The organism is Treponema sp. (genome assembly GCF_024696245.1).
GTDB lineage: Bacteria > Spirochaetota > Spirochaetia > Treponematales > Treponemataceae > Treponema_D.
This window is the reverse complement of the sequence record NZ_JAILGZ010000076.1, coordinates 1-23,878: the sequence shown is the minus strand read 5'-3', so window position 1 is coordinate 23,878 and position 23,878 is coordinate 1. Positions and strand designations below refer to the sequence as shown.

General features: G+C 40.1%; 23 protein-coding genes. 12 read left to right on the top strand and 11 right to left on the bottom strand.

The window, feature by feature from the left end:
- Positions 1 to 217: 217 nt before the first annotated feature.
- The 11 genes from sufU to K6D58_RS05290 form a co-directional block, all read right to left on the bottom strand.
- Positions 218 to 688: a Fe-S cluster assembly sulfur transfer protein SufU gene (gene sufU / locus K6D58_RS05340; protein WP_296828380.1), complete on the bottom strand. Its 471-nt coding sequence runs from the start codon at positions 686 to 688 to the stop codon at positions 218 to 220.
- Positions 689 to 741: 53 nt separating this feature from the next.
- Positions 742 to 1,968: an aminotransferase class V-fold PLP-dependent enzyme gene (locus K6D58_RS05335; RefSeq protein ID WP_296828378.1), complete on the bottom strand. Its 1,227-nt coding sequence runs from the start codon at positions 1,966 to 1,968 to the stop codon at positions 742 to 744.
- 11 nt (positions 1,969 to 1,979) lie between these two features.
- A complete protein-coding gene (locus K6D58_RS05330; RefSeq protein ID WP_296828376.1) occupies positions 1,980 to 3,074 on the bottom strand; it encodes a SufB/SufD family protein in 1,095 nt (364 codons plus the stop codon).
- A gap of 11 nt (positions 3,075 to 3,085) precedes the next feature.
- Positions 3,086 to 4,510 carry a Fe-S cluster assembly protein SufB gene (sufB, locus tag K6D58_RS05325; RefSeq protein WP_296828374.1) on the bottom strand — a complete coding sequence of 475 codons (1,425 nt, stop codon included), beginning with the start codon at positions 4,508 to 4,510 and terminating at the stop codon, positions 3,086 to 3,088.
- The gene (gene sufC / locus K6D58_RS05320; protein WP_296828373.1) at positions 4,511 to 5,398 is read right to left on the bottom strand and encodes a Fe-S cluster assembly ATPase SufC; all 888 of its coding nucleotides are present in this window, start codon (positions 5,396 to 5,398) and stop codon (positions 4,511 to 4,513) included. It lies immediately after the preceding gene.
- A gap of 63 nt (positions 5,399 to 5,461) precedes the next feature.
- Positions 5,462 to 5,878, bottom strand: a complete 417-nt coding sequence (locus K6D58_RS05315) for a bactofilin family protein (protein WP_296828371.1) — start codon at positions 5,876 to 5,878, stop codon at positions 5,462 to 5,464.
- Between the two features lie 73 nt (positions 5,879 to 5,951).
- Positions 5,952 to 6,260, bottom strand: a complete 309-nt coding sequence (locus K6D58_RS05310) for an HU family DNA-binding protein (protein ID WP_296828369.1) — start codon at positions 6,258 to 6,260, stop codon at positions 5,952 to 5,954.
- 64 nt (positions 6,261 to 6,324) lie between these two features.
- Positions 6,325 to 6,615 carry a 30S ribosomal protein S20 gene (gene rpsT, locus K6D58_RS05305; protein ID WP_296828367.1) on the bottom strand — a complete coding sequence of 97 codons (291 nt, stop codon included), beginning with the start codon at positions 6,613 to 6,615 and terminating at the stop codon, positions 6,325 to 6,327.
- A gap of 152 nt (positions 6,616 to 6,767) precedes the next feature.
- Positions 6,768 to 6,941: a hypothetical protein gene (locus K6D58_RS05300; protein WP_296828365.1), complete on the bottom strand. Its 174-nt coding sequence runs from the start codon at positions 6,939 to 6,941 to the stop codon at positions 6,768 to 6,770.
- A 106-nt stretch (positions 6,942 to 7,047) separates the two neighbouring features.
- Complete coding sequence (locus K6D58_RS05295) at positions 7,048 to 7,809, bottom strand: lysophospholipid acyltransferase family protein (protein WP_296828363.1); 762 nt, start codon at positions 7,807 to 7,809, stop codon at positions 7,048 to 7,050.
- Positions 7,810 to 7,883: 74 nt separating this feature from the next.
- On the bottom strand, positions 7,884 to 10,346 hold the full coding sequence (locus K6D58_RS05290) for a helicase C-terminal domain-containing protein (protein ID WP_296828361.1): 2,463 nt from the start codon (positions 10,344 to 10,346) through the stop codon (positions 7,884 to 7,886).
- A 251-nt stretch (positions 10,347 to 10,597) separates the two neighbouring features.
- On the opposite strand from K6D58_RS05290, the gene K6D58_RS05285 reads away from it, so the two are divergent.
- The 12 genes from K6D58_RS05285 (at position 10,598) to K6D58_RS05230 (ending at position 23,815) form a co-directional block, all read left to right on the top strand.
- Entirely contained in the window at positions 10,598 to 11,515 is a 918-nt protein-coding gene (locus K6D58_RS05285) for an L-lactate dehydrogenase (RefSeq protein WP_296828359.1), read from the top strand.
- A 165-nt stretch (positions 11,516 to 11,680) separates the two neighbouring features.
- Complete coding sequence (gene fumC, locus K6D58_RS05280) at positions 11,681 to 13,072, top strand: class II fumarate hydratase (protein ID WP_296828357.1); 1,392 nt, start codon at positions 11,681 to 11,683, stop codon at positions 13,070 to 13,072.
- 204 nt (positions 13,073 to 13,276) lie between these two features.
- A complete protein-coding gene (locus tag K6D58_RS05275) occupies positions 13,277 to 14,086 on the top strand; it encodes a CoB--CoM heterodisulfide reductase iron-sulfur subunit B family protein (protein WP_296828355.1) in 810 nt (269 codons plus the stop codon).
- The gene (locus K6D58_RS05270) at positions 14,079 to 14,474 is read left to right on the top strand and encodes a 4Fe-4S dicluster domain-containing protein (protein ID WP_296828353.1); all 396 of its coding nucleotides are present in this window, start codon (positions 14,079 to 14,081) and stop codon (positions 14,472 to 14,474) included. The genes K6D58_RS05275 and K6D58_RS05270 overlap by 8 nt, the downstream gene beginning before the upstream one ends.
- Positions 14,475 to 14,484: 10 nt before the next feature.
- Positions 14,485 to 16,500: a CoB--CoM heterodisulfide reductase iron-sulfur subunit A family protein gene (locus tag K6D58_RS05265; RefSeq protein WP_296828351.1), complete on the top strand. Its 2,016-nt coding sequence runs from the start codon at positions 14,485 to 14,487 to the stop codon at positions 16,498 to 16,500.
- Between the two features lie 77 nt (positions 16,501 to 16,577).
- Positions 16,578 to 17,018, top strand: coding sequence for a hydrogenase iron-sulfur subunit (locus K6D58_RS05260; RefSeq protein WP_296828349.1), 441 nt, complete (start codon positions 16,578 to 16,580; stop codon positions 17,016 to 17,018).
- Entirely contained in the window at positions 17,006 to 17,983 is a 978-nt protein-coding gene (locus K6D58_RS05255) for a 4Fe-4S dicluster domain-containing protein (RefSeq protein WP_296828347.1), read from the top strand. Before K6D58_RS05260 ends, K6D58_RS05255 begins: the two co-directional genes overlap by 13 nt.
- Positions 17,983 to 19,014 (top strand): 4Fe-4S dicluster domain-containing protein, encoded by a 1,032-nt coding sequence (locus K6D58_RS05250; RefSeq protein WP_296828345.1) that lies wholly within the window; start codon positions 17,983 to 17,985, stop codon positions 19,012 to 19,014. The genes K6D58_RS05255 and K6D58_RS05250 overlap by 1 nt, the downstream gene beginning before the upstream one ends.
- 26 nt (positions 19,015 to 19,040) lie before the next feature.
- Entirely contained in the window at positions 19,041 to 19,871 is an 831-nt protein-coding gene (locus K6D58_RS05245; protein ID WP_296828343.1) for an FAD/NAD(P)-binding protein, read from the top strand.
- 70 nt (positions 19,872 to 19,941) lie between these two features.
- On the top strand, positions 19,942 to 20,631 hold the full coding sequence (locus tag K6D58_RS05240; protein WP_296828340.1) for a 4Fe-4S dicluster domain-containing protein: 690 nt from the start codon (positions 19,942 to 19,944) through the stop codon (positions 20,629 to 20,631).
- Between the two features lie 62 nt (positions 20,632 to 20,693).
- Entirely contained in the window at positions 20,694 to 22,337 is a 1,644-nt protein-coding gene (locus K6D58_RS05235) for an FAD-dependent oxidoreductase (RefSeq protein WP_296828338.1), read from the top strand.
- Between the two features lie 245 nt (positions 22,338 to 22,582).
- Entirely contained in the window at positions 22,583 to 23,815 is a 1,233-nt protein-coding gene (locus K6D58_RS05230) for an aspartate-alanine antiporter-like transporter (RefSeq protein WP_296828336.1), read from the top strand.
- Positions 23,816 to 23,878 lie beyond the last annotated feature (63 nt).

The window sequence follows — 23,878 nt, the reverse complement described above, 5'->3', positions numbered from 1 at the left end:
CCGGCATTTAAGGATATAGGAATCAAGTTTTTTAATATCCCCTTTAAAATCGCCGGCTGAAAGTCCTGAAATAAAAATAAAAGTAACTGCAAATAAAAATAAATACTTTTTAAAATTACAAGAAAACATTTTTTACTCCTGACGCAACTATATTTATTACAATACAGTATCACGTCACAGAGTAAAAGTAAAATAAATCTTAATTCAAGCTTAAAAATCAGATATCACAGTGACTTTCGCTGCCACTGCCACTTGTCTGATTTTTTGTAAGCATATCCTGCATTGTTCTCCAGCCAAGAACTGCACACTTTACACGGGCCGGCATGGTACGAATATTCTTAAGGGAAGCAGCTTCATCAAGTTCTTCAATCTTTGAATCATCAGTTTCCTTTCCCTGAATCATATCCATAAAAAGCTGGGCCTGTCTTAAAGCTTCTTCTTTAGACTGACCAATTATGTTATCAAGCATCATATCAACACTTGCCTGAGAAATTGCACAGCCTGAACCATTAAAGGAACCGTCAGTTATAATTCCATTTTCATCAATTTTAAGCTGAAGGTAAATATTGTCCCCGCAGCTTGGATTAACTCCCTGAAGTGTAATGGTTGCATTCTCAGTTACACCCTTATGAGTTGGATGCAGATTATGTTCGTTAAGAATTTCCTGATATAAAGACTTTAAATCCATATTTCACCACACTAAAAAAATTACCCCTTTACAAAAGGGCAGAAGATTTTGTTTTACAGCCCCATCCACTTACGAACCTGAGAAAGCTTATCAAGGAAAATCTCAGCTTCTTTCTGTGTATTATAAAAGTAAACGCTGGCACGGGCCGTACTTCCAACACCAAGCTTCTGCATAAGAGGCTGGGCACAATGATGACCGGCACGAATTGCCACATTTTCACTGGAAAGCATGGAAGCAATGTCATGAGGATGTACATCATCAATAGTAAAGGTAACAATACCACAGTGTCGTTCAGGGTCCTTGTTTCCAATTACATGAACATGAGGAATACTTTCCATTCCCTTCATAATAAAAGCTGCAAGGGAATTATCATTCTTTTCTATAAAATCAAAGCCTACATTAGAAAGATAGTCCAGAGCAGCAGCAAGTCCCACAGCTCCACCTGCATTTACAGTACCAGCCTCAAATTTATGAGGAAGTTCAGCATAAGTAGCAGAATCTCTTGTAACGTATTCAATCATTTCTCCGCCCCTTAAAAAAGGAGGCATCTGTTCAAGATATTCGTCTCTCGCATAAAGGGCACCTATTCCCATAGGACCTAAAGCCTTATGCCCGCTGAAGGCAAGAAAATCTGCCCCAATATCCTGGACATCAACCTTCATGTGAGGAACGCTTTGAGCACCGTCAATAATTACAGCAGCTCCCTTTCCACCGTTTCCTGTTTTATGAGCATAAGAAGCAATTTCCTTTACAGGATTAGTAATTCCAAAAACATTACTTACATGAGCAATAGAAACAATCTTTGTTTTAGAAGTAATTTTAGACTGCCATTCAGAAGGAGCAATTACTCCCTGATCATCACATTCAAGCCATACAAGCTTAGCTTTTTTAGCCTTACAAACCATCTGCCATGGAAGAATATTTGAATGATGTTCCATAGCAGAAATTACGATTTCATCCCCTTCTTCTACAGCAGACATACCATAGGTATAAGCAATGAGATTAAGGCTTTCTGTAGCATTTCTTGTAAAAATTATGTGGGAATCTGAAGCAGCATTTAAAAAAGCAGCAGTTTTTGCCCTGGCTGCTTCATAAAGATCTGTAGCCCTGACACTTAAATCATAAAGGCCCCTTAAAGGGTTTGCATTATTATGATTATAAAAATCTTCAACAGCCCTGTTCACGCACTCAGGTCTCTGAGAAGTTGCGGCATTGTCAAAATATACAAGTCCCTTATTAAGGTCACCGCTAAAAAAAGGAAAATCACTCCTTAAATCCATAAAAAACCGTCCTATTCACCAAATTCTTTTTCAAGGAAGGCATCAACTTCTGCATTAACTTCATCATCAGAAATATAACGGCATACAGAATGAATTTTTGCTGATACCATCAGGCGCCTGGCTTCTTCTTCGTCTACACCACGGCTCTGCATGTAAAAAAGTATATCCCTGTCCATTCTGCCAATAGTTGCACCATGACGGCCTTCTACAGCTTCTTCATCACAAAGGATTACAGGAAGGGTTTTATTCACTACATCAGGAGAAAGAAGAAGAACGTCTTCCTGCTCATCACCCTTTGCATCTACACAGCCCTTCTTAAAGTCGATTGTACCGCGCCATGTCTTTTTTACTCCTGCACCGCATACACCGTCCATAGCCATAAAACTTACAGTTTCACGGCCTGAATGACTGGCAATATAGTTAAAGTCAGCTTCTCCCCCGTCTTCTACAACATAAGCTGCATGACCTGTACAGGAAGCCTTATAACCGGCAAGATTCTGATAATTTCCTGAATATATTTTTGAAGCACCAAGTTCAAGTTCTGTTACGTCAACAAGGGCATTATCCTTTACAAGAGAACCGGCACTGATAAAATGCATGGCTTTCTTACCAAGAAGATTAACAGTGGCAAGTTTTACGGAAGAACCTGCTTCTGCAATAAGGCGGACCCTGGCCCCAAGAAGACCTTCATTAAGCTCAGCCCCCTTAAAAGTAAAAAGAACAAGAGCTTCTGCCCCTTCATTTACATGAATTACAAAATCCTTAGCCTTATATTCACCATCATGATGAAGAAGTTCAATCTTTACCTTCTGACAGGAAGCACATCCCTTACATTCAGGTACTTCTATAAGAACAGTCTTTCCCTTTGAAGCAAAAGAATCAAATTCTGCATCAAAAGCCTTTCCCATACCTGTAGTTACATTCTTTATTTCATCAGAAAGACTTTTAAACGGAACTTCAACAAGCTTTATGGCATCATTTGACACAATAGCAGTAAAGCCTGCATCCTTTTCTATAGAAGAATCAATATGAGTTGAATTAATTTTAAGAAAATTCCAGGTAAGACTGGGGAACTGGTTTACATCAAGATCAAGTTTAACACTCATAACAGCCCTCCTTACATTGAACCTTTCATTTCAAGCTGAATAAGGTTATTCATTTCTACAGCATATTCAAGAGGAAGTTCCTTGCTTACAGGATTTGCAAAACCAGAAACTATCATTGCACGGGCATCCTCTTCCGGAATACCACGACTCATAAGGTAGAAGATAGCCTTATTTGAAATGCGGCCGATTTTAGCCTCATGTCCTATATCACAGTCATCAGTACGAATATCCATTGCAGGAACAGTATCACTGCGGCTTTCAGAATCAAGCATAAGGCTTGAACAGTCAACACTGGCTTTTGAATGCCTTGCATTTTCCATTACCTGAATTGAAGAACGATAGGTACAGATACCTCCATCCTTGGAAATGGATTTTGTATTTATAACTGTAGAAGTATTCTTTCCGATATGAACCATCTTTGCACCGGTATCAAGATTCTGCCCCTGACCGGCAAAAGTAATTCCTGTAAATTCACAGGAAGCATTGTCACCCTTAAGAATAGTTGTAGGATAAAGATAGGAAATATGGCTTCCAAAACTTCCGCTGACCCATTCCATGCGGCCGTTTTCTTCTACGATGGCACGCTTGGTATTAAGGTTATACATATTTTTAGACCAGTTTTCGATTGTTGAATATCTTAAACGGGCATTTTTCTTTACGTAAAGTTCAACACAGCCGGCATGAAGATTTGCAACGTTATACTTTGGAGCTGAACATCCTTCAATAAAGTGAAGGTCAGCACCCTCGTCTACAATAATAAGTGTATGTTCAAACTGACCTGCACCGGCTGCATTAAGACGGAAGTAAGACTGAAGTGGAATGTCAACCTTTACACCTTTAGGAACATAAACAAAGCTTCCACCAGACCAGAGGGCACCATGAAGGGCTGCAAATTTATGATCAGAAGGAGGAACAAGATGCATAAAGTATTCCTTTACCATTGGTCCCCATTCTTCACTTTTAAGGGCGCTTTCAAAATCAGTGTAAACAACTCCCTGCTTAAGAACTTCATCCTTTACATTATGATAAACAAGTTCTGAGTCATACTGGGCACCTACACCGGCAAGGCTCAATCTTTCTGCTTCCGGAATACCAAGTTTTTCAAAAGTATTCTTTATGTCTTCCGGTACATCCTGCCATTTGGCAGCCATTTCTGTCTTTGGCTTTACATAAGTTACGATTTTCTGAATATCAAGATCACGAATGTCAGGACCCCAGTCAGGTTCCCTTATTTCGTTATAAAGACGAAGAGACTTAAGACGCCATTCCTTCATCCATTCAGGATCTTCTTTTTCTTCTGAGATTTTCTTTACTATGGATTCATCAAGCCCGGCCCGGATTTTATAAAAATCTTTGTCACTTTCTTCATAGCGGAAGTCATACAAAGACTGATTTATATCTGCAACCTGAGCTTTTGTTTCAGGTGTATCACTCATTTAGTTAGAGCCTCCGTTTATGCTTTTCTTAACTTCATCCATGGACAAGCCTTCAAGTTCACGGGCAGCATTTGCCTTAACGGCATCCATTGCATTCTTTGCAGCAAGGGCAAGTTTTTCCTTACGCTCTGCATCTTTAATTTCCTGAGGAATAAACTGGTCAAAGCCTTCTTCATTAATTTTCTGAACAAGGGAACCGTCACCAGTATGAACAAGATGTCCCTTAACCATAATGTGGGCCTTATCAACGTTAAGACTTTCAAGAATACGGGTTGAATGGGTAATTATAAGAAGGGCTCCACCAGTTGATTTCTGATATTCCTGAATACCTTTGGAAACTGTCCTTACTGCATCAACATCAAGGCCGGAATCTGTTTCATCAAGAATTGCAAGTTTAGGTTTAAGCATAAGAAGCTGAAGAATCTCACTCTTCTTTTTTTCTCCACCGGAAAAACCTACGTTAAGATCACGTTCTGCATAAGAATGATTCATATTAAGAATATCCATGCAGCGCTCAAGTTCTTTCTGAAAGGCAAAAAGTTTAATTTTTGTTCCAGTAACCTGAGTCATGGATGAACGGATAAAGCTTTCAAGGGAAATACCAGGTACTTCAAGTGGTTCCTGGAAGCTTAAAAAGATTCCCTTCTTTGCCCTTTCATCTGCAGAAGATTCTGTAATATCTTCTCCATTAAAGAAAATCTTTCCACCTGATACTGAATATTCAGGACTGCCCATAAGGGTATATCCTAAAGTGGACTTACCGGCACCATTAGGTCCCATAAGTACATGAGTCTGTCCTGGAGCTATATCAAGATTAATTCCATGAAGAATAGATTTTTCGCCAATACTTGTACTTAAATCTTCAATATGTAAAAGAGTATCTGCCATTTTTATTTCCTTTCACTTAAAAACTACTTGAAAAAGCCGCGACATTCAAATTTTTTTTAAGTATTAATGAATATCTGAAGTTTTTATTACAAGAGAATTCTTGTATTCGTCTGATGCAAGTGAAAATATATCTTCATTCAGATCAGGATTTTCCAGCATGGAAACCTGTCCTTCAAATTCAACATTTTCTGCAATGCGGATTCTGGAAGTTGTAATGTCACCCTTTACAGAACTTCCACTGCAAAGTTCAACACTTTCAGAACCTTCTATATTACCTTCTACTGTTCCAGAAACAATTACTGATGCAGCAGAAATTTTATCAACCTTACATACAGCGTTACTGTCAATTTCCAGAGCCCCGGAAGCTTTGATAGAACCTGTAAATTTGCCTGTTATTACAAGATTATCCGTAAATTCAAGTTCGCCTTCAAAATCAGTTTCCTCGCCAAATACGGTTATATTTCCATTTTCCTTTAACATGAGACCATTCTACATATTTATGATGTTTCTTTCAACAATGAAAAAATTTGAAAATACAGCAGAATCTTTTATTTTATGATTCTACGGGATAAGAGCCCAGTTCTTTTTTAAGTTCCTGACCAGGCTTAAAGACAGCAGTATATCTTGGAGCCACCGAAAGGATTTCTCCGGTTTTAGGATTTCTGGCTTTTTCCCTGCCGCTTCTTAACCTTATGTCAAAAGAACCAAATCCCCTGAGTTCTACAGGATTAGCTTCTGCAAGACTTTTTTTTAACTGCTCAAGAAATGACTCTACAACCTGCTGTATAACCTTACGCTCGCAGGCAATATCCTGATATACAGCTTCTACAAGGTCAGCCCTTGTAATTTTCTTTCCAGCCATGAATCAAAATTCTCCCTAAAGAATAAAAAAAAAGAATGCTGTTTTACCAGCATCCTTCTCATTCTTACTCAGCTGCTGCAGCTGAAGCAGCGAATGTAACGTTGTAAAGTCTTGCCATGCGGCTCTTCTTACGTGATACAGCATTACGCTTCATAACACCTTTACGTCCGGCATTATCAAGTTCAGATTCAACAGCCCTCAAATTCTTAAGAGCAAGATCCTGATCTTTTTTCTGAACTGCTTCAAGATATTTTCTTACACTTGTATGCACTTCAGATTTAACTGCCTTGTTGCGAAGGTGACGAACTTCACTTTCAGCATGTTTCTTTTCAGCAGAAGTCTTTTTTGTAGCCAAAGGAATACCCCCATAAAAAACTTTAATGATGATATAATAATGCTTAATTATGGTCAAGGGGCAGTTATTTTACTCCCCCATCCATAAAAAAAAGCCCCTCATTAAATGAAAGGCTTTCTTACAGTTTGCAATCTGTTTTTAAGGCTTAAGAATTATTTGAAATCCTTAGGTCTGCGTTCTGTACGCTTACACTTTGAACATTCAGCAATATTTCTTACCCTGCCGTTGTCACAAATTGTCTTCATTACAATTTCACCACCACAATCAGGGCAGATAAATTTCTGTGTTGTAACAGTCGTACGAGAGTTTTTACTTGCTCCAGCCATGACTATCCTCCAAAATAAAAATATCGATATTGCGTCAGAATATACACGATTAAAAGACTATCGTCAATATCTGACCCCATCAGCCTCCCTATAAAATAAGGAAAACTTAAACCTCACAGGAAGATTCAGGAAGGGAACGCCATTTATCCAGCTGTTCCTGAATTAACAATGGTGCTTCTTCAAGGATTTTCTTTTCATCTTCCTTATTTAAAGGTGCATCATAAACCTTAAGTATCTTTACCCTGTATGCTCCCCTATGGAGATTTTTAAGGATATCCCCCAAACGGGACAGCTTCCATCCTCCATCAAGGGCACAAAGAACAACAGGAAGCCTTACAGTTTCTTCAAGACGACGGAAACCTGCTGAATAAAAGGGACCTAAAGAACCATCCCTGCTTCTGGTTCCCTCTGGAAAAATTACAGGATTCTGTTTTGTTACAAGCATTCTTTTACCAAAATCTTCAATAGAACGCATTGCTATTCCGGCACCACCCTTACGGGGAATCATACAATGTCCCTGGGAACGGAGCATTTTTCCTACCATAGGAACTTTACCCAAAGCATCCTTAGCAACAAAACGAACAAGGCGTTCAGGATAAAAATATTTAAGAAAAACAACTATATCAAGAAGACTCTGATGATTGGCAATTACAACAAACTGCTCAGGAAGATTATCCTTTGGCCCTGCAAGAAAATTAAACTTTCTGTATTTTTTTAAGATGGCAAAAAATATACGGGCTGAACGGTTTGTAATAAAGTTTGACCAGAATAAAGCAGCCTTATGACTAAAAGGATAGCAAAGGCAGAGCATAAGTGACGGAAAGCCAATGGCAGCAAAAGCCAGAAGCAGTGTAAATATTGAAATCATGATTAAAACTTTATCAAAAAAGCAATCTTTAGTATATAGAATGAATATTTACACAAGTCTTCTTTTTATTTTTATTACTCTCCCTGATCAGACTGAAGGAGTTTTGTAATTTCCTGAATAATGTACTCCAGGGGATTATAAAGCCTTCTTGTCTGGGGAACACTTCTGGTAAAAAGCTTGCCGTAACGTTTTTCTACTATTCTTCTGTCAAGAACTACTACAGCTCCCTTATCATCACACCTTCTCATAAGACGGCCGAATCCCTGCCTGAATTTTATTACAGCCTGAGGAACACTTAATTCCATAAAGGACGAACCGCCTTTTTTCTCTACAAGTTCACTCCTTGCAGCAAAAACCGGATCATTTGGTACGGAGAAAGGAAGTTTTACTATAATTACCTGACTCAGACTGTCTCCCGGCACATCAACCCCTTCCCAGAAACTTTCAGTTGCAAAAAGTACGCTTTCCCTTTCATTCTTAAATCTTTCAAGAAGCCTGAATCTGTCATCATCCCCCTGCTTAAGGACCGTAAAGCCTGCTTCCATAAGTTTAAGGCCTGCACTGTTATAGGTATTCCTTAAAGAATCATGGGAAGTAAAAAGTACCAGGGTTCTGCCCTCAGAAGCAAAAATAAGACGGGGTACAGTCATTTCTACATAGTTCTGAAATCCCATATCATCAGGCATTGGAGCATCATTAGGAACTGCAAATATTACATTTGTATTGTAAGGGAAAGGAGAAGGAAACTCCCCTTCCACAACTTTTTCTTTTTCTAAAAAAGCAATTCCCGTACGTCTCTTCCAGTAATCAAAGCTTTCGCCGGTCCTTAAAGTTGCACTGGTACAAATTACGCTGCTCATAGGTTCAAAGACACCGGAATTCATTAAAGGAGCAATATCAAGGGGAGTCTGGGTAAACTGAACAAATTCAAGAACTTCTTCTCCTGCATTACGGGGAGGAACTTTCTTTACCTGCATCCAGAAAACCTGATCATCATGATCTTCCCAGGCAATAAAATTACGACAGAGAGTTACCATATCTTCTATACGCCTTAATACAGTCTTTGTCTCCCAGACAGCAGGAAGTTCCTTTTCTGCATCATCCAGATCTTCCAGAGCTTTCCTTACATTGGCAATAAATATTTCTGCAGCAGAAGAAAGCTTTTCTATCTGCTTAAAAACCGTAGCAAACCTTTCATAATCAGAAGCATTTATCCTGCAGGTGTAATCCCCGTTCATTGAAGACAGGGCACAGGTATCAAGGGCTATAAGGGCTGTGCGTATTTTTTCTATATCTTCCCCCGCCTGAGGAAGAAATTCTTCATCAGGAATAACTGCAGAAGCCTGAACCAGAAATCCCGCTGCATTTCCCCTGAAATTTCTAAAAAGCAGCCCCAGCTGTTTATTAAACTTAAAGCGGTTCACACTTTCACTAAAAAAAGATGTAGCACTGTCTTCTATACCATGTGCTTCATCAAAAACTATACGTTTATACGGAGGAAGAACGGCAGCATCTTCATATCCCACTCCGTTCATCCTGCTTTCTATATCTGCAAAAAGAAGGTGATGATTTACTACTATTAAATTGGAATCTGCAGCTTCTTTTCTTACTTTCATAACAAAGCATTCTTCCCTGTAAGGGCAGCGGCCGCCAAGACAGGCATCACTTTCACTGTTTACCTTTGTCCATACTGAATCTGAAGGCATAAAGCTTAAATCTGATTTACTTCCGGTAGAAGTTGTCTTTGCCCAGTCTGCAATTCTATCAAAAACATCAGTATCTTCACTAAAAAGATCCCTTTCCTTTCCAGCTTCTCCAAGACGCCTCAAGCAGACATAATTCTGCCTTCCCTTTAAAAGAATTGACTTTATATCTGTCCCAAGAATTTTCTGAGCCATGGGAATGTCTTTTTCAAAAAGCTGCTGCTGAAGGTTTATTGTACCTGTAGAAAGAATTACCCTCTCTTTATTCTTTACAGCCCATAAAATTGAAGGAATTAAATAAGCAAAACTCTTACCGACTCCGGTTCCTGCTTCAAAAACACCTGTTTTAGCTCCGTTAAAAGCCCTGGTTATATTCTTTACAAGATCAATCTGACTTGGTCTCTCCTCATAGTGATCTGATAATTCAGAAAGGGGACCTTCACTGGAAAGATACTTAGCCGCATCATCCTCATCTATAAGCTCAAGTTTTTTTGGTTTTACAGGTTCTACAACAACATATACGTCGGAAATATCATTATTTACTATATAAAAGCCCAGGGATGTATCATTTGCATTAAGGGCAATATTCTGATCTGCCTCACTGGGAAAAAGCACACCGCTGGGATGATTGTGCACAAGTACATGACCTTCCCTTGCTGCTGAGTCATTTATTATTACAGAATCAGAATTTCCCCTTGCACCGACTTTAACACCGGTAATAAGACCGTCAGCATTAATTACAGCTGACCAGAAAACTTCATTTCCACCAGCTTCTTCCACATCCCTTTTCATTGCGGTAATAACAGAAGCGGCAAATCTTTTGTGCACATCCATAACGGGCTTGATTATCATCGATTATCAAAGGAATGTCGAGACAAATTAAAGCAAAGTTTCTGTGATATTATTCACAATATCATTTTCTTACTGTGAATTTAATCACATAAAACCTCAATATTTCCTTAAGCGGGATATATAAGTTCTTTTTTTACAACTAAACCCTTAACAATCATTCCTTTTTGATTTACAATAACTGTAAAAATTTGCTTTGCAGATCTTTGATCATAACAAGATTTTAGGAGATATTTATGGCTAACAAAATTACAATTATTGGTGCAGGACAGGTTGGAAGTTCCATTGCCTATGCACTTTCACTTAAAGGAACTGCAACTGAAATCGTTTTAATCGACATCGATACAAAACGTGCCATGGGAGAAGCCATGGATATTCGTCAGGGAACACCTTACATGAATCCTGTAAACATTCACGAAGGAACTTACGAAGATGCCAGAGGTTCAAATATCGTTGTAATTACTTCAGGTGTAGCCCGCAAACCGGGACAGACCCGTCTTGAACTTGCCCAGACTAACGTTGACATCATGAAGAGCATTATTCCTCAGGTTACTAAAGCCTGTCCGGATGCAATTTTCGTAATTGTTGCAAATCCTGTAGACGTACTTACATATCAGTTTGCAAAAACTTCAGGTATTCCTTCAGACCGCATCATCGGTACAGGTACCCTTCTTGATACAGCACGCCTTCGCACACGTCTTGCTGACGACTGTGGTGTTGCACAGCCTAACGTACATGCTTACGTATTCGGTGAACATGGTGATTCTTCATTTGTACCTTGGTCACTTGCAAACATCGCTTCTATTCCTGTAGAAAAATTCCCTGTTCAGGTTAAGAAAGACGACGTAGAAACATACGTACGCAAATCAGGTGGAATCATCATCGAAGCTAAGAGATGCACAAACTATGCAATCGGTGTAACAACTGCTGAACTCTGTGAAATCATCAAGCACAACAGAACCTGCGTTACAAGCGTTTCTTCTGTTCTTAACGGTGAATACGGACTTAAGGACGTTGCCCTCAGCATCCTTACAAAAGTTGGTGGAAACGGTATTCAGGGTCGCCTTGAAGCTCCACTTACAGATACAGAACTTGCATCCCTTACTCACAGTGCAGACTGTCTTAAGGATGTTATTAAACAGCTTACTTTCTAATTTAAGGCAGAGGGTTAGCTGATGTTAAGGTTGTTGAGAATTAAACAGATTGATTTTCACAGCCATGACAATTTATTATAGATATAATACTCAGAGAGGTTGTTCTTTTTAAGGGCAGCCTCTTTAGCGTATACAAATACGATTCAAAAAAACGGAGTAATTTTTATGGAAAACTATCGTATTGAACACGATTCTATGGGAGAAGTAAAAGTTCCTGCAGACAAACTCTGGGGTGCCCAGACTGAACGCAGCCACGAAAACTTCGAAATCGGTGTTGGCATTGAAACCATGCCTCGTGAAATAACAAAGGCTTTTGGTTACCTTAAAAAGGCAGCTGCAATGGCTAATAATGCCCTTAAGCCGGAAAAAATGACTGACGAAAAGCTTAAAGCTATTTCTCAGGCTTGTGATGAAGTTATTTCCGGTTCACTGAACGAAAACTTCCCTCTTGTTGTATGGCAGACAGGTTCTGGTACACAGAGCAACATGAACACAAACGAAGTTATTGCAAACCGTGCAAATCAGATTGCAGGTTCAAAACTCTGTCATCCAAATGACGACATCAACATGAGTCAGTCTTCAAACGATACTTTCCCTACAGCAATGCATATTGCAGCAGTTGTAGAAGTAGAAGACAAGCTCTTCCCTGCCATTGATACTCTCGTTGCTACCTTTAAGCGTCTTGAAAAAGAAAATGAAGGAATCGTAAAATCAGGCCGTACACACCTTCAGGATGCTGTACCTATTCAGTTCAGTCAGGAAATCTCAGGATGGAGAACTTCCCTTGAACGTGATAAGGAAATGATTGCATCAAGCCTTACATACCTTAAGCAGCTCGCCCTTGGTGGTACTGCAGTAGGAACAGGCCTTAACGCACCTGCAGGTTTTGACGTTAAGGTTGCAGAAAAAGTATCTGAACTCACAGGAAAAGACTTTGTTACTGCACCTAATAAATTCCATGCCCTTACTTCTAAAGATGAAATCACATTTACTCATGGTGGTCTTAAAGCCCTTGCTGCTGACCTCATGAAGATTGCAAATGACGTAAGATGGCTTGCATCAGGTCCTAGAGATGGTCTTGGAGAAATCCACATTCCAGAAAATGAACCTGGTTCTTCAATTATGCCTGGAAAAGTTAATCCTACCCAGTGTGAAGCAATGACAATGGTTGCAGTTCAGGTTATGGGTAATGATGCAGCTGTAGGTTTTGCAGCTTCTCAGGGTAACTTTGAACTTAATGTATTCATGCCTGTAATTGCATACAACTTCCTTCAGTCAGTACGTCTTCTTGCAGAAGTAATTTTAAGCTTTAACAAGAACTGTGCTGTAGGAATTACAGCAAATAAGGAAAAGATGCACGATAACCTTTATAATTCACTTATGCTGGTTACTGCCCTTAACCCTTACATTGGTTATGAAAACGCTGCTAAGACTTCCCATCTGGCTTACGAAAAGAATATTTCCCTTAAAGATGCCTGCGTTCAGCTGGGCTTCCTTACACCGGAAAAATTCGATGAAGTATTCCATCCGGAAGAAATGGCTGGTGTAAAAAAATAATAAATCAGAAGGCTCCGGCTTTCTGATAACGACTGCAGTACTTTTCTGTTCCGGCTGACCAGAAAAAAGGCTGCTGTTCATTAAGCCTGATTTGCGTTTATTGAGGAGAAGGACGCTTTTCAGGTTAACCTTAAAAAAATTTGTGGCTGTGTATTATGTCCTTATTTGCATAATGCACAAGTATTATCTATGAGGATGTAAAAGATGGAAAACATCACCTATTCTTACTTCCCTGGATGTACACTTAAGAATAAAGCTCTTGATCTTGATATGTATGCAAGAAAATCTGCTGAAGCCTTAGGTTTTACATTACAGGAAATACCTGACTGGCAGTGCTGTGGAGGAGAATACCCTCTTTCTAAAGATGAAATTGCTACAAAACTTTCATCAGTGAGGGCTCTTGCTGCTTCCCGCGATGCAGGACAGGAACTGGTTACCCTTTGCTCAGCATGCTATAACGTGCTTAAGCAGGTTAACAATGACATGATTACGGATGAAAACGTAATTCTCAAGGTTAATAATTATCTTAAAACTGATGGTATTCAGTACAACGGCGAAACAAAAGTACTTCACTTCCTTGAAATTCTCAGGGATGTTGTTGGCTGGGACAAAGTAAAGGCTGCTGTTAAAAATCCTTTAAAAGGAAAGAAAATCGGCGCTTACTACGGATGTCTTCTCTTAAGGCCAGGCAAAGTACTTCAGCTTGATGACCCTGAAAATCCTCAGCTTCTTGAAGACTTTATCAAGGCAATTGGTGCAACTCCGGTTATTTATGCCCAGCGCAACGAATGCTGTGGTGCATACACCATGTTTGAAGATCCTTCCATTCCGGAAAAACGTGCAGATGCAATTATCACTAACGCAAAAGATCAGGGTGCAGAACTTCTTGTAACCAGCTGCCCTCTCTGCCGCTACAATCTTATTAAGAATTCTAAAGGCGCAGATCTTCCTGTAGTTTATTTTACAGAACTTCTTGCAGAAGCTCTTGGTGTAAAGGAGGCTGCAAATGCTTAAAAGTGAAATTGAACTTGCTAAAAGCCAGATTCTTGAAATCAGCGGTGTCAATCCAAAAAAATGTATGGTATGCGGTAAATGTTCAGGAACATGCCCTAACTATGATGCAATGGAATACCACCCTCATCAGTTTGTACAGATGGTTGAAAACGGAGAAATCGAAAAGCTTCTCCAGTCTAAATCAATCTATGCCTGCATGAGCTGTTTTGCATGTCTTGAGCGCTGCCCTCGTCAGGTAGAACCAGTAAAACTTATTGAAGCCGTAAGACAGTATGTTGAAAGACAGAAGGAAAACCTTCACCTTAAGGCAGAAATGGTTCCCCCTGCACTTGATGACGATATGCCGCAGCAGGCTATTGTAAGTGCATTCAGAAAATACAAGAAGTAAGGAGTGACAGATGGAAAGAATTGGTGTTTTCGTATGTCACTGCGGTACTAACATTGCCGGAACAGTTGACGTAGAAAAAGTGGCTGAAGAACTTGGTAAAGTAGACGGAGTTGTATATTCAACCCACTATACTTACATGTGTTCTTCTGCCGGACAGAAAATGATAGAAGACCGCATCAAGGAAGACAAGCTTACAGGAGTTGTTCTCTGTTCTTGTTCACCTCGTATGCATGAAAAAACATTCCGTGCCTGTGCACAGAGAGCTGGACTCAATCCGTTTAAGGTTGAAGTTGCCAACATCCGTGAACAGTGTTCATGGGTTCTCAAGGATATGGAAAAGGCAACAGAAAAAGCCATTGCTTTAGGTAAGGCTGCAGTTGCTAAGGCTATTCTTGATACACCTCTTACAGAAGGTGAAACACCTATGACAAAACGCGCACTGGTTATCGGTGGCGGTATTGCCGGAATTACAGCTGCACTTGATATTGCAGATGCAGGATTCCCTGTAGACATCGTAGAAAAGAAGACAACAGTCGGTGGAAAAATGGCTATGCTTGACAAGACATTCCCTACCCTTGACTGTGCTTCATGTATCGTAACTCCTAAAATGACAGAAGTAAGTCAGAATCCAAATATCCGTATTCTTTCTTACTCAGAAGTTGTTGGTGTAAGGGGTTACATTGGAAACTTTGAAATTGACATTAAGAGATATCCACGCTATGTAGATGAAGAAAAATGTACAGGTTGTGGTGCTTGTATCGAAAAGTGTCCTAATAAAAAGGTTCCTAACGCATTTAACCTTAACCTTAACAACAGAAAGGCAATTGACATTCCTTTTGCTCAGGCAGTTCCAAAAGTTGCAGCAATCGATGCATCTTACTGTCTCCACATGAAGGGACTTGCTAACGGCAAGGATAATGTCTGTGGTTTCTGTGAAAAAGCCTGCGCTGCCGGTGCCATTAACTTTAATCAGAAAGAAGAAATTCTTACAGAAAAATATGGTGCAATTATCGTAGCTACAGGTTACAACCCTATTGATCTTAAGAAATTTGACGAATACTCATATTCTCAGAGTCCTGACGTTGTTTCTTCACTTGAATTTGAACGCCTCTGCAATGCTTCAGGTCCTACAAACGGTCACCTCCTCCGCCCTTCTGACGGAAAGGAACCAAAGAATATCGTTTTCGTACAGTGTGTTGGTTCACGCTGTTCAGCAGATTCAACAAAGGGACACGAATACTGTTCTAAAATCTGCTGTATGTATACTGCAAAGCATGCAATCCTTACCCGTGACCACTATCCTGATACAAACTGCTATGTATTCTACATTGACGTTCGTACACCAGGTAAAAACTTTGATGAATTCTACCGCCGTGCCGTTGAACAGTATGGCGTACACTACATCAAGGGTCAGGTAGGTAAAGTAACTCCGCTTTCAGACGGAACACTGGATGTACAGGGTTCAGACCTTATTCTTAACCGTCAGGTTCACATTAAGGCTGACATGGTAGTTCTTGCAGCATCAATCGAAGCTGATAAGAGCGCACGTCCACTTGCTACTATGCTTACAACCTCAATGGATAACAACGACTTCTTCCTTGAAGCCCATGCTAAACTCCGTCCTGTTGAATCTCCGACAGCCGGAATCTTCCTTGCAGGATGCTGCCAGGGTCCTAAAGACATTCCTGAAACTGTTGCCCAGTCTTCTGGTGCTGCAGCAAAGGCAATCTGTCTTCTCGTTAAGGACAAGCTTAAGAGTGATCCTTGTACAGCTCATCCTAACGAAAACATGTGTAATGGATGTGGACAGTGTGTAAATGTCTGCCCTTACGGAGCTATTTCTTACGTAGAAAAAGACTTCCGCGGACCAAACCGCACTACTATTACCCGCCGTGTATCTCAGGTAAACAGCGCAATGTGCCATGGTTGTGGTGCTTGTACAGTAGCCTGCCCTTCCGGCGCAATGGATCTCCACGGATTCAGCAACGCACAAATTATGTCGGAGGTTGATGCAGTATTCAACTAATGAAAGCCTTCAGTTTTTATGAGAAATAATTTCATTAAAACTGAACTTTCATAAAGATGAATCTCTGTAAGAAAATTATGGAAAACGAAAACAAAAGCTGGACACCAAAAATTGTTGCATTCTGCTGCAACTGGTGTTCTTACGCAGGTGCAGACCTGGCCGGAAACAACCGTCTTGAATACCCTGCAAACGTTAAGATTATAAGAATTCCATGCTCATGCCGCCTTAACCCAATGTTCATTCTCAGAGCATTTCAGAAAGGTGCTGACGGAGTAATTCTTTGCGGATGCCACCCTGGTGACTGCCATTACTCTACTGGAAATTATTTTGCCCGCCGCAGAATGACACTTTTATTCAGCATGCTTAACTTCCTTGGTGTAGAAAAGGAAAGAACCCGTGTTGAATGGTGTTCTGCAGCAGAAGGTGTCCGCTTTGCCGGACTTATGAATGACTTCGTGTCAAAAATCACCGCCCTTGGTGAAAACAAACGCCTGGAGGATTTAAGATGCAAGAATTAACTTCAACTTTAATCGCCAAGGCTAAAGAACTTCTCTCTTCTGGAAAAGTTCAGAAAGTAATCGGATGGAAAAAGGGTCTCTTTGATGAAGATGTTACACCTGCAACTTTCCGTACTGCAGAAGAACTGGATAAAGATTTTGTATTCAATAAATACTGTACTGCAAACCTTTCAAAGTACCTTGTAAAAATTACAAAGGATATTGAAATTGCAAAATCAACAACACGCATGAACAATACAATGGCTAAACAGCGTGATCCTAATGCAGAAGACAAGCCTATTCCACAGGAAGTAGCTGCTGTATTCCTTAAGCCGGGTGACACATATTCATTTACCCAGCTTCTTAAGGAAAGCCGCATTGCCCGTGACGATGTATACGTTATCGGTATTCCATGCAGCTGTACTCTTGATGAAAACGTAAAGGAAGGCGAAGGCTGTGATCACTGTCACAACAAAAAGCATATTCTTTACGACGAACTCATCGGTGAAGACGGTGTTATTGTAGATGAACACCGCTTTGATGAGGTTGCCCGTGTAGAAGCAATGGATCCAAAAGAACGCTTTGAGTTCTGGAGAAATGAACTTTCCCGCTGTATCCGCTGTAATGCATGCCGCAATATTTGTCCTGCATGTACATGTGAAAAATGTGTATTTGATAACAACGATCTTTATACATCTCAGAAAGTTGCACAGTCTGACTTTGAAGAAAACCTCTTCCATATCATTCGTGCATGGCATGTTGCCGGACGCTGTACAGACTGTGGTGAATGTTCAAGAGTTTGTCCTCAGAATATTCCTCTGTACCTTCTCAACCGCAAATTCATCAAGGATATTAATGAAATCTATGGTGAATACCAGGCAGGCAGCGATCTTGAAACAAAACCGCCTATGCTTACATTCACTACTGGTGATGCAGAACCAAGCATTGTTGCCGATCGCGATCCTATTAAAGGAGGTGAAGAATAATGTTTGCTTTAGCACAAGATAAAATTGATTCACTTTTTGAACTTGCAGCTTCTTCAAAGGCTCTTTATATTCCTGTTGATTCTGAAAAGGGAACTGCAGACTTTAAGAGATGGACTTCTGGAGTTAAACTTTCTTCTGCTCTTAAAACAGTACGTTCAGCAAAAGATTTCTTCTTCCCAAAGGCAGAAAAACTTGTTGAATATAAAAAGAACGGAACAAATTTTGAAGTTATAGATCCAAGAAAAGAAGTAGAAGACTTTGTAGTATTCGGTGTTCGTGCCTGTGATGCAAAAAGCTTCTCTATCATCGATGCAGTTTACCTTAATATGGATCCAGTGGATTCTTATTATAAAAACCGCCGTGAACATGGAACTGTAATTACCCTAGCCTGCAATGAACCTGCTAAAACATGTTTCTGTTCAACATACAAGATTGATGCAGCAAATCCAGCTGGTGACGTAAGTGCATGGCTTGCAGACGGCAAATACTTTTTTAAGGCAAATACTCCTAAGGGAGAAACTTTTATTGAAAGTGTTAAGTCCCTTCTTAAAGAAGAAGATGAAAAACCTGTAGAAGCACTTAAAAAGGATATCACTGCAAAAGTAGAAAAGCTTCCATTTGCCCATCTGGATATGTCTAAATTCCAGGGAAAAGACATGCTTAAAATCTTTAATTCCAAAATCTGGGAAAAAGTTTCAGAAACATGTCTTGGATGCGGAACCTGTACTTATGTATGTCCAACCTGTATGTGTTTCGATGTAAGGGATTTCAAGAACGGTAACGAAGTAAAACAGGTTCGCTGCTGGGATTCATGTATGTATCATGACTTTACACAGATGGCAGCAGCAAACCCACGTCTTACTCAAAAAGAAAGAAGCCGTCAGCGTTTTATGCATAAACTTATGTACTATCCAATGGCACATGAAGATGTATTTGGATGCGTAGGATGCGGTCGTTGTCTTGAAAGCTGTCCTATTAACATGAACATCGTAAAAGTTATTAAAGCTGTACAGGAGGCCGACGATATTTAGTCCCTGACTGAATAAAGGAAATGCTTATGGAAACAAAAGAATCATTTATTCCTTACGTAGGAAAAATTATTGATATCAGACAGGAAACTCCAGACGTAAAGACTTTCAGCGTTGTTGGCCTTGACGGAAAAAAGCTCTTTGAGCATATTCCGGGACAGTGTGCAATGCTTATAGTTCCAGGTGTTGGTGAATCAATGATTTCCATCACATCATCACCTACCCTTACTACTCACATGGAATTTTCAATTAAGAAATGCGGACATGTAACTGAATGGCTTCATAATGCAGAAGTTGGTCAGACAATCTGTCTTCGTGGACCAATTGGAAACGGATTCCCTGTAGATACAAAACTTAAAGGTAAAGATATTCTTGTAATTGCCGGTGGTATTGGTATTGCTCCAGTTCACTCAGTAGTTAATTACATGATGGATCACCGTGCAGATTATGGAAAGATTCAGGTAATCTACGGTTCCCGTTCTATGGCTGATCTTGTTCGTCTTGATGAAATGAAAAATGTCTGGATGAAACAGCCTAACTGCTCTATCGATCTTACTATCGACCGTGCAGAAGAAGGATGGGACGGTCACGTAGGATTTGTACCACCATTCGTTACTGAATGTAATCCTGATCCAGGTATGACTGTAATCATGTGTGGACCTCCAATTCTCATTCACCTTTCCCTTGATGCACTTAAAAAGCTTGGCTTCAAAGACGAGCAGGTATTTACAACAATGGAAATGCGCATGAAGTGTGGTATTGGAAAATGTGGAAGATGTAATATCGGTGACAAGTTTGTCTGCAAAGACGGTCCGGTATTCAGTTTTGACCAGTTGGGTGAACTTCCACCAGAATATTAATCCCACTGCAGGCATTCATAAAAAAATGAAGGATGCCTGCATAATTAACTGTTATGTAAGGAGAATAAAAATGGCTGAACAGGAAATGGCTACAGTTTATTTTTTTGGAAAGAAATACGAAGTACCGGCTGCCCTCACCGTTATGAACGCAATGGAATATGCCGGATACCAGCTTAAAAGAGGTTGTGGATGCCGTAACGGTTTCTGTGGTGCTTGTGCTACAATTTATCGTGTAAAGGGTGACAACCAGCTTAAAACATGTCTTGCATGTTCTCAGAAAGTTATTGATGGAATGTACATTGCTACACTTCCATTCTTCCCTCTTGTAAAACAGGTTTATGACATTAACAAGATTAAGCCTGAACAGCAGCTTATGATGCAGCTTTACCCTGAGATTTACTCTTGTGTTGGTTGTAATGCATGTACACGTGCCTGCCCACAGAGCCTTAATACAATGCAGTACATTGCTTATGCTCAGAGAGGTGATTTTAAGGCTTGTGCAGACCTTTCATTTGACTGTGTAATGTGCGGATGCTGTTCTTCACGCTGTCCTGCAGGAATCAGTCACCCACAGGTTGCTGAACTTGCCCGCCGTATTAACGGTAAATATCTCCAGCCACAGAGCCAGCATCTTCTTGACCGCGTTGCAGAAATTGATGCAGGTGAATGTGAAGAAGCCATCAAGAAGTTTGTTGAAATGTCTACAGGCGACATTGAACAGATCAAGAACCTGTACAACAACCGCGAGATTGAAAAATAATTTTGTCATTCCCGTATGGCAGGTTTAAAACCTATAAAGACATTATACAAGGAGAATAATATATGTACGGAAACGAATTAGACGAAGCAGCTAAAATTGTAGCTGCTAAGCGCGATGAAAACCTTAAATTCGAGCATGCACGTCTTACAGCAGACGAAAAAGATGATCTTCTCAAGAAATTTCACCCGGACCGCATTGCTTCACAGTTCTCTGAACTTAAAATTGGTCCAAATAAAGGACAGAAAGCACCTATAGAACTTACTCAGATGCTTCAGGCTAAACCACGTTTTGAACCTGAACAGATTGACCTTAACCACGTTGATTACGAAACTGATGTTCTCGTAATTGGTGGTGGTGGAGCTGGTACTTCAGCTGCAATCATGGCTTCAGAAGCAGGTGCAAAAGTTCTTCTGGTAACAAAACTTCGTGTAGGTGATGCAAATACAATGATGGCTGAAGGTGGTATTCAGGCTGCAGACAAGCCTAATGATTCACCAGCTCAGCACTATCTTGACGCTTTTGGAGGCGGTCACTTTGATGGAAAACCAGAACTTGTTTATACACTTGTAAACAAAGCTCCTTCTGTAATCAAATGGCTTAACGATCTTGGTGTTGAATTTGACAAGAGCGAAGACGGTACTATGGTTACAACTCATGGTGGTGGAACAAGCCGCAAGCGTATGCATGCCTGCAAAGACTATTCCGGTGCAGAAATCATGCGTACTCTTCGTGATGAAGTACTTAACCGCACTGATTCAGTTACTGTAGTAGATTTTACAGCTGCAATTGAAATCATCAAAAATGATAAGGGAGAAGCATGTGGTGCAGTTCTCCTTAACATTGAAACAGGTGAACTCCGCATTGCAAAGGCAAAGGTTGTAATTATTGCAACTGGTGGTGCCGGACGTATGCACTATCAGGGATTCCCTACTTCAAACCACTATGGTGCAACAGCCGACGGTCTTGTTATGGCTTATCGTGCAGGGGCCAAACTTCTTTACCAGGATTCTTTACAGTATCACCCTACAGGTGCTGCTTACCCAAGCCAGATTCTTGGAAAACTTGTAACAGAAAAAGTACGTTCCCTTGGAGCAAAACTTATCAATAAAGACGGAACAGTTTATATTCACCCTCTTGAAACCCGTGACGTTAATGCTTCTGGTATTATCCGCGAAGTTAAGGAAGGCCGTGGTGTAGACAATCCTGTTCAGCCTGCTGTATGGCTTGATACTCCAATGATCGAAATGATTCACGGAGAAGGAACAATCCTTAAGTCAATTCCTGCTATGTACAACATGTTCATTAAATACGGAATTGATATCAGAAAGGAACCAATTCTTGTTTACCCAACCCTTCACTATCAGAATGGTGGTGTAGAAATCGACAAGACCTGTCATACAAACGTTTCTAACCTTCTTGTTGCAGGTGAAGCATCTGGTGGTGTACATGGTACAAACCGCCTTATGGGAAACAGTCTTCTTGACGTAGTAGTATTTGGTCGTGAAGCAGGTATTGAAGCAGGAAAAATGTTCAAGAACATCAGTCTTGCTGATACTTCAAAAATGAATCTTGATCATGTAAAGGCTTTTGAAAAAGAAAGAGCTGATGCAGGAATCAATGATGATGTAGTTTCACCAAAAATTCTTCCACGCTATACACATGGAAATCCTGAATTTGAAAAGGCTATTCCAGGTGCAAGCAAATAAAAAAGCTGACTGACATAAAGGACTGAAATAGAAGAACCGGTGCTGTCTCCAAAAGTTAAAAAAAAGACGGCACCTGCAGACTCCATGATTATATGTTTTCTGTAAAAAGTTCTGGCTGTTACAGTCCTTTTTGTTTATTTTAAAGCCAGATAACTAAAAATCGTATAATTTTACACTGTTTTCTAAAAAACAGCACTTATTGCATAAATAATTCATTTTAATATAATAAAACTAGAGGTTATATTATGACGGCTTATCTGTTTGAAGTATGTCATGCAGCACTGGGATTTATTTTCATCGTGTTTGCAATCGGCACATTGGGTTACCTTGTAGGCGGAATCAAAATCAAAGGTATCGAACTTGGTACAGCAGGAGTACTCCTTATTGCTCTTCTTTATGGTGTTCTTGTTCACTTCATTCCGGAAATTAACATCGGAAGTTATGTAATTGAAGAAGGTAAAAAGGTTTTCTCTTCCGGAGGAAGCATTACCCTCTGGTCTGACAAAATTAAAGGTAATTTTGGTATTGTATCCAAAATAGGAACAGCACTTTTCGTTACTGCAGTAGGACTTATTGCCGGACCAAAATTTTTCCGTTCTTTTAACAGAAGCACACTTTCTTATATTCTTCTTGGCGTTATTATCATTGCCATCGGTGCTGGAACAGCTGTTGCATTTACTCTTCTGGACAAAGACATGAGTTCTTCTATGGCTGTAGGTCTTCTTACAGGCGGTCTTACTTCTACACCAGGTTTTAGTGCCGGAAAAGAAGTTATTGGTGTAATAGAAGAAGATGTTACTGCTGGTTACGGAATTGCATACCTTTATGGTGTTCTTGGAGTAGTTCTTTTCGTACAGGTTGTTCCAAAGATTCTCAAAGTAAACATGCAGGAAGAAGTTGCTAACTTTCAGGCTGCAAATCAGATTCAGATTCCACAGCCTAAAAAAGCACTTACAGCAATAGATCCTTTTGGTTTCTTTGCATTTTTCCTTGCTGTAGCTTTAGGTTGTCTTATCGGTGCAATTAAGATTCCTGTAATTAACTTCTCCCTTGGTAATTCAGGCGGATGTCTTATCGGTGGTCTTATTGTAGGTCATTTTGCCCGTCTTGGTGGAATTGACTGCCGCATTAAAAAAGAAACCCTTAACTTTATGAGAGAACTTGGTCTTGTACTCTTCCTTATTGGAGCCGGTGTACCAGGTGGTGTAAACTTTATCTCTAAGTTTAAGTGGATTTACTTTGTTTACGGTGCAGTAATGACAACAGTTCCAATGGTTGTTGGTTATATCATTGCCCGCTATGTATTTAAGCTCAGCATTCTTAATAACCTGGGATCAATTACAGGTGGTATGACATCTACACCTGCCCTTGGAACCCTTATTGCAACAGCAGGAACTGATGAAGTATCTTCTGCGTACGCTGCAACTTATCCTTTTGCCCTGGTATCCATTGGAACTGTTGTCATTACTGCACCGTAAACAAAGTAAATCCACTTAAACTTAGAGATAAAGTTTACACCACCTGGTACACCGGCTCCAATA

Bases quoted from the DNA above. Each gene is read 5' to 3' on its own strand.
- sufU (WP_296828380.1), bottom strand. From the start codon at position 688: ATGGATTTAAAGTCTTTATATCAGGAAATTCTTAACGAACATAATCTG.
- K6D58_RS05335 (WP_296828378.1), bottom strand. From the start codon at position 1,968: ATGGATTTAAGGAGTGATTTTCCTTTTTTTAGCGGTGACCTTAATAAG.
- K6D58_RS05330 (WP_296828376.1), bottom strand. From the start codon at position 3,074: ATGAGTGTTAAACTTGATCTTGATGTAAACCAGTTCCCCAGTCTTACC.
- sufB (WP_296828374.1), bottom strand. From the start codon at position 4,510: ATGAGTGATACACCTGAAACAAAAGCTCAGGTTGCAGATATAAATCAG.
- sufC (WP_296828373.1), bottom strand. From the start codon at position 5,398: ATGGCAGATACTCTTTTACATATTGAAGATTTAAGTACAAGTATTGGC.
- K6D58_RS05315 (WP_296828371.1), bottom strand. From the start codon at position 5,878: ATGTTAAAGGAAAATGGAAATATAACCGTATTTGGCGAGGAAACTGAT.
- K6D58_RS05310 (WP_296828369.1), bottom strand. From the start codon at position 6,260: ATGGCTGGAAAGAAAATTACAAGGGCTGACCTTGTAGAAGCTGTATAT.
- K6D58_RS05300 (WP_296828365.1), bottom strand. From the start codon at position 6,941: ATGGCTGGAGCAAGTAAAAACTCTCGTACGACTGTTACAACACAGAAA.
- K6D58_RS05295 (WP_296828363.1), bottom strand. From the start codon at position 7,809: ATGATTTCAATATTTACACTGCTTCTGGCTTTTGCTGCCATTGGCTTT.
- K6D58_RS05290 (WP_296828361.1), bottom strand. From the start codon at position 10,346: ATGGATGTGCACAAAAGATTTGCCGCTTCTGTTATTACCGCAATGAAA.
- K6D58_RS05285 (WP_296828359.1), top strand. From the start codon at position 10,598: ATGGCTAACAAAATTACAATTATTGGTGCAGGACAGGTTGGAAGTTCC.
- fumC (WP_296828357.1), top strand. From the start codon at position 11,681: ATGGAAAACTATCGTATTGAACACGATTCTATGGGAGAAGTAAAAGTT.
- K6D58_RS05275 (WP_296828355.1), top strand. From the start codon at position 13,277: ATGGAAAACATCACCTATTCTTACTTCCCTGGATGTACACTTAAGAAT.
- K6D58_RS05270 (WP_296828353.1), top strand. From the start codon at position 14,079: ATGCTTAAAAGTGAAATTGAACTTGCTAAAAGCCAGATTCTTGAAATC.
- K6D58_RS05265 (WP_296828351.1), top strand. From the start codon at position 14,485: ATGGAAAGAATTGGTGTTTTCGTATGTCACTGCGGTACTAACATTGCC.
- K6D58_RS05260 (WP_296828349.1), top strand. From the start codon at position 16,578: ATGGAAAACGAAAACAAAAGCTGGACACCAAAAATTGTTGCATTCTGC.
- K6D58_RS05255 (WP_296828347.1), top strand. From the start codon at position 17,006: ATGCAAGAATTAACTTCAACTTTAATCGCCAAGGCTAAAGAACTTCTC.
- K6D58_RS05250 (WP_296828345.1), top strand. From the start codon at position 17,983: ATGTTTGCTTTAGCACAAGATAAAATTGATTCACTTTTTGAACTTGCA.
- K6D58_RS05245 (WP_296828343.1), top strand. From the start codon at position 19,041: ATGGAAACAAAAGAATCATTTATTCCTTACGTAGGAAAAATTATTGAT.
- K6D58_RS05240 (WP_296828340.1), top strand. From the start codon at position 19,942: ATGGCTGAACAGGAAATGGCTACAGTTTATTTTTTTGGAAAGAAATAC.
- K6D58_RS05235 (WP_296828338.1), top strand. From the start codon at position 20,694: ATGTACGGAAACGAATTAGACGAAGCAGCTAAAATTGTAGCTGCTAAG.
- K6D58_RS05230 (WP_296828336.1), top strand. From the start codon at position 22,583: ATGACGGCTTATCTGTTTGAAGTATGTCATGCAGCACTGGGATTTATT.